At 59.9% G+C, this 9098-nt stretch carries 2 protein-coding genes; both read left to right on the forward strand.

What is annotated here, in order from left to right:
- Positions 1-11: 11 nt before the first annotated feature.
- Positions 12-8390 carry a hemagglutinin repeat-containing protein gene (locus AD670_RS22645; protein WP_256243929.1) on the forward strand — a complete coding sequence of 2793 codons (8379 nt, stop codon included), beginning with the start codon at positions 12-14 and terminating at the stop codon, positions 8388-8390.
- A 2-nt stretch (positions 8391-8392) separates the two neighbouring features.
- The gene (locus tag AD670_RS31525; protein WP_156338294.1) at positions 8393-8968 is read left to right on the forward strand and encodes a hypothetical protein; all 576 of its coding nucleotides are present in this window, start codon (positions 8393-8395) and stop codon (positions 8966-8968) included.
- Positions 8969-9098: the final 130 nt, after the last annotated feature.

Genomic DNA, 9098 nt, shown 5'->3' on the forward strand with positions numbered 1-9098 from the left:
AGATTTTGAATATGGACGTTCGCCCCGTTACTGCCCTGAAAACCCTGAGCCAACGCGGCCTGGCCTTGATCCTGGCCAACGCGCTGTTCTGGCAGCCACTGCTGGCCCAGGCCGACGGGATCGTGGTCAGTGGCCCGGGCACCACGCTTGGCCAGGCCGGCAACGGCGTGCCGGTGGTGAACATCGCCACCCCTAACGGCAGCGGCCTGTCCCACAACCAGTTCAAGGACTACAACGTCGGCCCCAACGGCGTGATCCTCAACAACGCCAACAGCATTGTGCAAAGCACGCAACTGGGCGGGATCATTGTCGGCAACCCGAACCTCAAGGGCGGCGCGGCGAATGTCATCCTCAACGAAGTCAAAGGCGGTAGCCCCAGCCAATTGCGCGGCTACACCGAAGTGGCGGGCCAGTCGGCCAAGGTCATCGTCGCCAACCCCTACGGCATCAGCTGCAACGGTTGCGGGTTCATCAACACCCCCAACGTCACCCTGACCACCGGTAAACCGGTGATCGATCAGGCCGGGCAACTGAAAAGCTACCAGGTCGACGGCGGCGCCGTGACCATCGATGGCAAAGGCCTGAACGCGAGCAACGTCGACCACTTCGAGATCATCACGCGTTCGGCCAAGATCAATGCGCAGATCAACGCGAAACAACTCACGGTGATCGCCGGGCGTAATGACGTCGATGCCCAAAGCCTGAAAGCCACCGCGCGCGCCGACGACGGCAGCACCAAGCCGGAACTGGCCATCGACTCGTCGGCCTTGGGCGGCATGTATGCCGGTGCGATCAAACTGGTGGGCACCGAAGCCGGTGTGGGCGTGAAGCTCGACGGTACACTGGCGGCCAGTGGTGGTGATATTCAGCTCGACGCAAACGGCCACCTGAGCATGGCCCAGGCCGCCGCCAGCGGTGCGGTGGACATCAAGGCCGCGAGCCTGGAGACCAAGGGCGCTGTGTACGCGGGCACCACCCTCAAGGCACAGACCAAGGGCACCCTGAAAAACAGCAAGACCCTCGCCGCCCGCGACAGCATTGCCCTGGCCAGCAACGGTCAACTGACCAACAGCGGCATCATCGAAGCCGGGGTCAACCCCGACAACACGCGCAATGCCGGTGGCGACGTCACCCTCGACAGCCAGCACCTCACCAACACCGGTACGGTGATCGCCAATCGCAACCTCACCGCCACCGCGCAAAGCCTGGATAACCACGGCGCTACCTTAAGCGCCAAGCAGGCGCTGAACGTCACCGCCGCCAGCGTCGACAACCGCAACAAAGGTCGCCTGCTCAGCGATGGCGCACAGACCCTCAACGTCAGCGGCCTGCTGGACAACAGCCAGGGCGGCATCATCGACAGCACCGGTGCGTTCACCCTTAACGGCAATACCCTGGATAACAGCGCTGGTAACCTGACCGCTGGCGGGGCGATCACCCTGGATTTGATCGGCGACCTGATCAACCGCAACGGCAAGCTGGCCAGCGCCGGGCCGCTGCTGATCCAGCGCGCCGCGCACATCGATAACCAGGGCGGCAAGCTCGCCAGCCAGGGCTTGCTGACGGTATTCGCCAACAGCATCGACAACCGTAACACCGGTACCCTGGCCGCCAACGATGGCCTGGCCCTGACCACCAGCGGCCTGTTGCAAAACAGCGGCAACGGCCTGATCCACAGTGAAAAGTCTGGCGTGACCATCACCGCCGGCACCCTCGACAACAACGGTGGCCGCATCGCCGCCAAAGCCGGTGATGCGCAGATCGACGCTACGGATTTCAACAACGGCAGCGGCGCGCTGTTTGCTCGGGATCGCGTGCACCTGACCGGTAAGAATGTGGATAACGGCGGCGAGATCGCGGGTAACCGCATCGACGTCAGCCTGAAGGGCGCACTGACCAACCGTGGTCTCATCGAAAGCGCCACGGCCCTCGATGTCGAGACCGCCAGCCTGAACAACAGCGGGCAAATGCGTGCCTTGGGCACCAGCGGCAAGACCCGCTACGCCATCGGTGGCCTGCTCAACAACAGCGGTAGCCTGGAGACCGCCAACGACCAATTGAGCCTCGCCGCCACCCGCTTCCAGAACACCGGTGGCAAGGTGTTGCATGTGGGCACCGGGGTGCTCGACCTCAGTGGCATCAGCCTCGATGACGTGGGTGGCAGCCTGGTCACCAACGGCGACCTGACCTTCGACAAAGTCAATTGGACCAACAGCACCGCGATCCAGGCCGGGCGCCTGACCGTCAACGTGGATAACCTGCAACAGACCGCCACCGGCAAACTGCTCGGCACCCGCGCCCTGGTCGGCAGCGGCAAGGACTGGACCGTAGGCGGCAGCGTCGCCAGCCAGGGCAGCCTGGATCTTTCGGTGGGCAACCTGCTCAACGACCACGGCCTGATCTTCAGTGGCGGCGACCTGAACCTCAAGGTCGAGCGCCTGAAAAACCTCGGCGCCACGATCTACGCCATGGGTAACCTGCGCGTCGACCGCGACGGCCAGGGCGGCTTGGCCACCAGCATCATCAACAGCTCGGGCACCATCGAGAGCGAGCGCAACCTGGTCCTGGCCGCCAGCACGATCCAGAACATCCGTACTGTGCTCACCACCGAGTCCGGCATCTACAGCGCCTCCATCACTCCCACGGCCTGCATCTTTCGCGTGACCGGTGGCGACTGCGAAGGCGGCAAGCAAAACCGGCCGTTCCAGATTACCCAGCGTGATCACTTCATCGTCAGCGATGCCACGGCAGCGTCCAGCATCACTTCGGGCGGCAACATGCTGCTCACCGGCGGCGAACTGCTCAACAGCAGCAGTAGCATTGCCGCCGGTGGCAACCTCACGGCCGTCGTCAACCAACTCACCAATGTCGGTGTAGTGACCCACGACACTCAGTACGATCGCATCTTCACCTCCGCCCGTGAGCGCAAGCCCGGTGCCTGGTACCGCGAAGCCGCTGCGTTCACCCAGCGCTATTCGGCCGGCCAGGACATGAGCGGCGTCGAAGCAGGCCTGGCCTCGTTCATCGGCAAGATGGAGAGCGAGCAGATCGCCCTGCGCAAGACCACCCAGTTAAGCGCGCCAGACCAAAGCTACGCCGCCGTCATCCAGGCCGGCGGCAGCGTGGATGTGAAGGCTCAGGCCGGCATCGACAACAGTGTCGTGCGAGGTGGCTACACCTACGTCGGCAGCGGCGCCAACACCAATGCGCCGGGCTACTCGACCCTGGTCAGTCTCAACCCGCAACTGCCACCGGACGTGGTCCAGCAACAGGTCAACCCGCTGGGCCTGCCTGGCTTCGACCTGCCCACCGGCCAGAACGGCCTGTTCCACCTCAACGACAGCGATGGCGCCAAAGGCCTGCCCACCAGCCAGTTCGCGGCCAGCCCGCATAAATACCTGATCGAAACCAACCCGCTTTTCACCGACATGCGCAAGTTCCTGGGCTCGGACTACATGCTGACCAAGCTCGGCTATGACCCTGACACCGCGCAAAAGCGCCTGGGCGATGGTTTCTACGAACAGCGCCTGATCCAGCAAGCCGTACTCGCGCGCACCGGCCAGCGCTTCATCGACGGCCAGACCAGCGACGCCGACCTGTTCAAGCACTTGATGGACAACGCCATCGCCAGCAAAACCGCGCTTAACCTGTCGGTGGGCGTAAGCCTCACCGCCGAACAAGTCGCCGCCCTGACCCACGACATCGTGTGGCTGGAAAGCACCACCGTCGCCGGCCAACAAGTGCTGGTGCCGGTGCTGTACCTCGCCCAGGCCAGCAACCGCCTGGCACCCAACGGCGCGTTGATTTCCGGCACTGACGTCAACCTGATCACCGGCAGCAACCTCAACAACGCCGGCACCTTGCGCGCTACCGGCAGCCTGCTGGCGAACGTCGGCGGCAACCTCACCAACAGTGGGTTGATGGAAGCCGGTGGTCGCCTGGACCTGCTCAGCGGCAACAACCTGACCAACCGCGCAGGCGGTGTGATCAGCGCAGGCAACGTCAACCTCGCCGCCGGCGCCGACCTGCTCAACGAACGTAGCGTCACCACCCACGAAAGCGCCAGCAGCTACCGCACTGAGCGCAGCGACTTCGTCGACAGCGCCGCCCGCATCGAATCAGCCAACGATCTGGCCATGCAAGCCGGTGGCAACGTCAACAACGTCGGCGGCGTGCTCAAGAGCGGCGCCGACACCACGGTCAAAGCCGTGGGCGACGTCAACATCACCGCCTCGAAAACCCTCGACAGCGGCGCCATCGGCAACCGTTCCAGCTTCAGCACCATCGCCCAACAGGGCTCGGTGGTCGATGCTGGCCGCGACTTGCATGTGATCGCCGGGCGCGATATCAGCGCCATCGCCAGCCAGGTCGAAGCCAAGCGCGACGTCAACCTGATTGCCACCCGCGACCTCAACGCCATCGCGGCAGCGAACGAGCAACACTCCACGGGCAACACGAAAAAGGTCAAGAGCATCGAAGACCACGTGCAGCAAGTGTCCAGCGTGATCAAGGCCGGCGGCGACGCCACCCTGAGCGCCGGGCAGAACCTGCAACTGGTCGCCAGCCAGGTCAATGCCGGCAACGAGGCCTACCTGGTCTCCGGTAAAAACCTCGAGCTCAAAGCCGCCGAAAATCAGGACTACAGCTTCTACAGCAAGACCAAGAAAACCTCCCAGGGCAAAAAATTCCGCCTGGATGAAACCGACGTGGTGAATAACGTCGGCAGCCTGGTCAGCGCGGGGACGAACAGCACAGTCGTCGCCGGTGCAGACCTGCTGCTGGCTGGGAGTGCCGTCACTGCTGAAAAAGGCGCCACGCAACTGGTGGCCGGCCAGGACGTGAACATCCTCGCCGTCAGTAACGCCGACAGCGCCCGCCACGAACGCAAGGAAAGCAAAAGCAGCTGGGGCGGCCTCAAGTCGAGCAAAGTCCAGGACAAAGTCGACGAAAAACGCACCACCGCCATGGGCAGCATGGTCTCCGGCGAAACCGTCACGGTCGCCGCCAAACGCGATGCCACGGTCACCGGCTCGTCCCTGGTCAGCACCGGCGACCTCGCCGTCCAGGCCGGCCGCGACCTGACCATCGACGCGGCGCAGAACACCTTCGCCCGCACCGACATGCACAAGGAAAAAAATCGCGACCTCACCGGCGTGCTGACCGGCAACAAGCTCGGTCTGGACGACATGACCGGCAACCAGAAGCTGTACATCAACAGCTCGAAGCACAACGGTACGGCCAATGAAATGACCTTGACCGGCAGCACGATTGGTTCGAGTGCGGGCAATGTGTCGCTGACGGCAGGGCGTGAGTTGAAGGTGGTGGCCAGTGATCTGGTGAGCACCAAGAACATGGAGTTGAGTGGTGCCAATGTCACCGTTACTTCGGGGATGGAGACGGCCAGTCAGACCAGTAAGGACAGCTCAAAAAGCTTGGCGGTTGGGCGAGTGATTGCGGGCACCGTGGTCGACACCGCCAACAGCATCCGCGACGCAGCCGAGGCGGCGCGCAGCTCCGACGATCCACGCCTCAAGGCTGTGAAGATCGCCCAGGCGGCGCTGTCGATGTACAACCTGAATAACCAGGCGGGCGATCTCGCTAAACAAAGTACCGGCTTCAAGGACAAGACTGGTGGCTCTGCCGGCAACGGGTCGCTGATCAAGATCGGTACCGAACTGGCCAACACCCGCACCAAAAGCAGCAGCGAATACACGGCGCAGACCGCTCACCAGAGCAACCTCAACGCCGGGGGCAAACTGTCGATCATCGCTGCGGGCGATGCGCCGGGCACTGTGGGTGACTTGACGATTACCGGCAGTACGTTGAAAGCCGACAGCACGTTGCTCTCCGCGAAAAACAACATCCTGATGCAAAGCGCACAGAACACCACCGATCGCAAAAACGACGGTTCACGCAACAGGACCGCTATCGGTGCCAGCTTCAACATAGGCGAGCAAAACGGTTTCACCATCGACCTCGGTGCACAAACCGCCAAGAACCTTGGCTCTGGAGGCTCGGTTACCCAGGTCAACACCACGTTGGACACCGGCTCGCTGGTACTGCGCAGCGGCCAGGACACCAGCCTGATCGGCGCGCAGGTACGCGCTGACCGTATCGATGCCAACATCGGCGGCAACCTCAACATCCTGTCGCGCCAAGACACCGAAACGTCCAAGAGCAAGCAGAACAGTGCGGGCTTCGGTGCGAGCATCTGCATTCCGCCGATCTGTTATGGCTCCCCAGTAACCGCGTCCGCGAACCTGGCGGCGTCGAAGATGAACAGCGACTACCAGGCCGTCACCGACCAGAGCGGCTTCTTTGCCGGCAAGGGTGGCTACACCATCGATGTGGCCAAAAACACCACCCTGCAAGGTGCGGTGATTGCCAGTGAAGCCACGGCCGACAAAAACCTGCTGCTCACCGATCGGCTGCTGGTCAGCGACATCAAGAATAAGAGCGAGATCAAGAGCCAATCGGCCGGCGTCAGCGTCTCCGGTTCCTACAGTGGCGGCGCGACTACCCTCACGCCGGGTGCCTTGTATGGAATGTCGCTGAACGATTCGGACCACAGCTACACGCGCAGTGCTGTCAGCGAAGGCACGATCGTGGTGCGTAACCCCGAGGGTTCGGGTGATCTGGTCGGCCTTAACCGTGACACGGCCAACGCCAACCAGCGTCTCGACAAGCCTGATGAAAAGGCCATGCAGGAACGCATGGAACTGATCAAGAGTTCGATGGAGTTGACCAAGGGCATTGGCGATGCGATTGCTGCGGCGCGGATCAAGGCCGCCAACGATCCAAACAGCGACGTCAGTAAAGCTACGCGGCAGAAGCTGATTGAGGACGGTATCGCCAACCCGACACCGGAACAAGTCAGCCAGCGTGCCCAACAGGATTACGGCGTTGGCAGCAGCTTCCAGAAGGCCAGCCAGGCGGTGACTGCCGTGGTGCAAGCGGCGATGGGCGGCAGCGTGGGCGGTGCGTTGGCGGGTGCGGCAGCGCCGTATCTGGCAGAAACAATCAGGGACAGGACCAAGGGCGACCCTACAGCCAATCTGATGGCCCATGCGGTACTGGGTGCTGTGCTCGCCAAGGCTGGCGGTAACTCAGCACTCGCTGGTGCAGCCGGTGCTGTGGCGGCAGAGGAAACCGCACGTCTGATCAAAGAGAACCTGTATGGCGATGTCAGTAACGAGAACCTGACCCAGGCGCAAAAGCAGACGATCTCCAGCCTCGCGACCTTGGCGGGTGGCCTTTCAGGATCGTTGTCCGGCAAGGGCGCACTGGATGCGGTGGCAGCGGCTCAGGTTGGGAGGAATGCGGTTGAGAATAACTATCTCAGCGTGCCGGAAGCGACCCGTAAGTTTGTGCTTTCACGCAAGCAAATGCTGGGCACCATCACTGACAAAGAAAAAGATGAACTCGCGTATATAAACGTTATCGATAAAGATCGAGATGAAGCGATTCGCGATGCCTGCACTACCGGAAATTTGTCCAGTTCCGCTTGCGGTCGTTTGATCGAACCTGCACGTCAGGCTCTTGCGGAATACGAGGCTCCTGTCTCTGTCCGTCTGCTTTATAAAGAACTTTACCCGGCTGATGCAAAAAATGCCGAGGCTGCATTACGTGGCTTAGACGATGCCAGCATTCTCCACGACATCGTGATAACGGACCTTGCGAGCCGTTCTGAGAAAACGCGGGCGGAAGTTGAGCAACAGTATGATTTTGTCATGACGATGCATGCCATCACGGCGGCGATTGCTGGGGGGTACGGATTAAAAGGGTTAACGTCTACTACAAAAGTGCCTGCATCGACTTTGATTTCTGGAGAGGCCAAAGTTGTCGGAACCGGAAAATCAGCAGCAAACGACGCGAGCTTTAATGTTCCCAAAGGCTACACACAAGAAATTGATGGAACCGTGAACGGCCCCGGTGGTGGGACTTACAAACCTACCGGAACGCAGGACGCCAATGGCAATCAGGTGTTTCTGGCCGGTAATGGTAACTACTACACGTTGACCGAGGATAGAGCGACGCGAATTGTTTCTCCTAATCCGTCCGCCGGAATTGGAGCAACAGGGAAAATCGGGGAGGATGCCCTAAAACCATTGGGTGGTCAGTCTCAAGTTACCTTCCAAACGACCCAAGGCGTGCGTGTCGTCGACCAGCTAGCTCCAGGTGCTTTGGCTCATGAGTCCAAGGTTGGATACACTTCACTCGACGCCAATACAGCCCTTCAGGTGATGAAGGATACGGAGCTCCTGAGCCGCGGTATGGTTAATGGGGTAACATGGAATTTTTATAGGAGCCCCGTCACAGGACGCGTTGGACCTGCGCCAGCCCTTGAAAAAGCTTTGTCCGACGCGGGAATCAAAATTAAGGTGCATTGATTATGGAATTTACAACCGCCTATACGCCAGTCACAGATTTTTTTTCATCTATGAATTCGAAAGAGCTAAATAGTTTTTATGAACTCTTTATGCTTAATAAACCCTACTGTTTAGATGAGTTAATTCAAGCTGTTTGGCATACGCCGGGATATGAAAGCTGGAACGCGGATTTTTCCCCGGAATCTTTAGATGGTGTGGCTGAGTGGTTAGCTTCACGGATTTATAAAGAGCAACTGTCATCAACGGTTAACGAAACAGGAAATGATTCAATTGCCGGCACGGCTGATTTGAACACACCTGTTCTATCCGAAGAGGCAATGTCTTTGGCTGTTTTAGTTGGAATGTATTATGGTGAAGTGGCGGTTCGAAATAACCCTGAACTGAGCTGGAGTCACTTAAAAGGTAATAAGAAACAGGCGGATTACGGGCAGCCTGTTATATCCGCATCTGGCTCGCTGCCTACCAATCCAGTAAGAGTTGCTCATGCATTCGCGTGCGCTATTGCTGATGGATCAAAGACATTAGGTCGGCTTCGAGAGACATATAACTATTGGATGCAATTAATAAAGGCTAAATAAGATGTGCAGTGACGTGCAAGTATTTCACTGTGTCGTTTGTCGTAACTGTGATTGCGCTATCCATTAGGGGGCAGGCCACGTTTTTGTTTGAATGCTTGTGGAGAAGCAAATCTGGAGGTGTTACGTTCTT

It is taken from the genome of Pseudomonas sp. MIACH, from assembly GCF_001269925.1.
GTDB lineage: Bacteria > Pseudomonadota > Gammaproteobacteria > Pseudomonadales > Pseudomonadaceae > Aquipseudomonas.

Bases quoted from the DNA above. Each gene is read 5' to 3' on its own strand.
- AD670_RS22645 (WP_256243929.1), top strand. From the start codon at position 12: ATGGACGTTCGCCCCGTTACTGCCCTGAAAACCCTGAGCCAACGCGGC.
- AD670_RS31525 (WP_156338294.1), top strand. From the start codon at position 8,393: ATGGAATTTACAACCGCCTATACGCCAGTCACAGATTTTTTTTCATCT.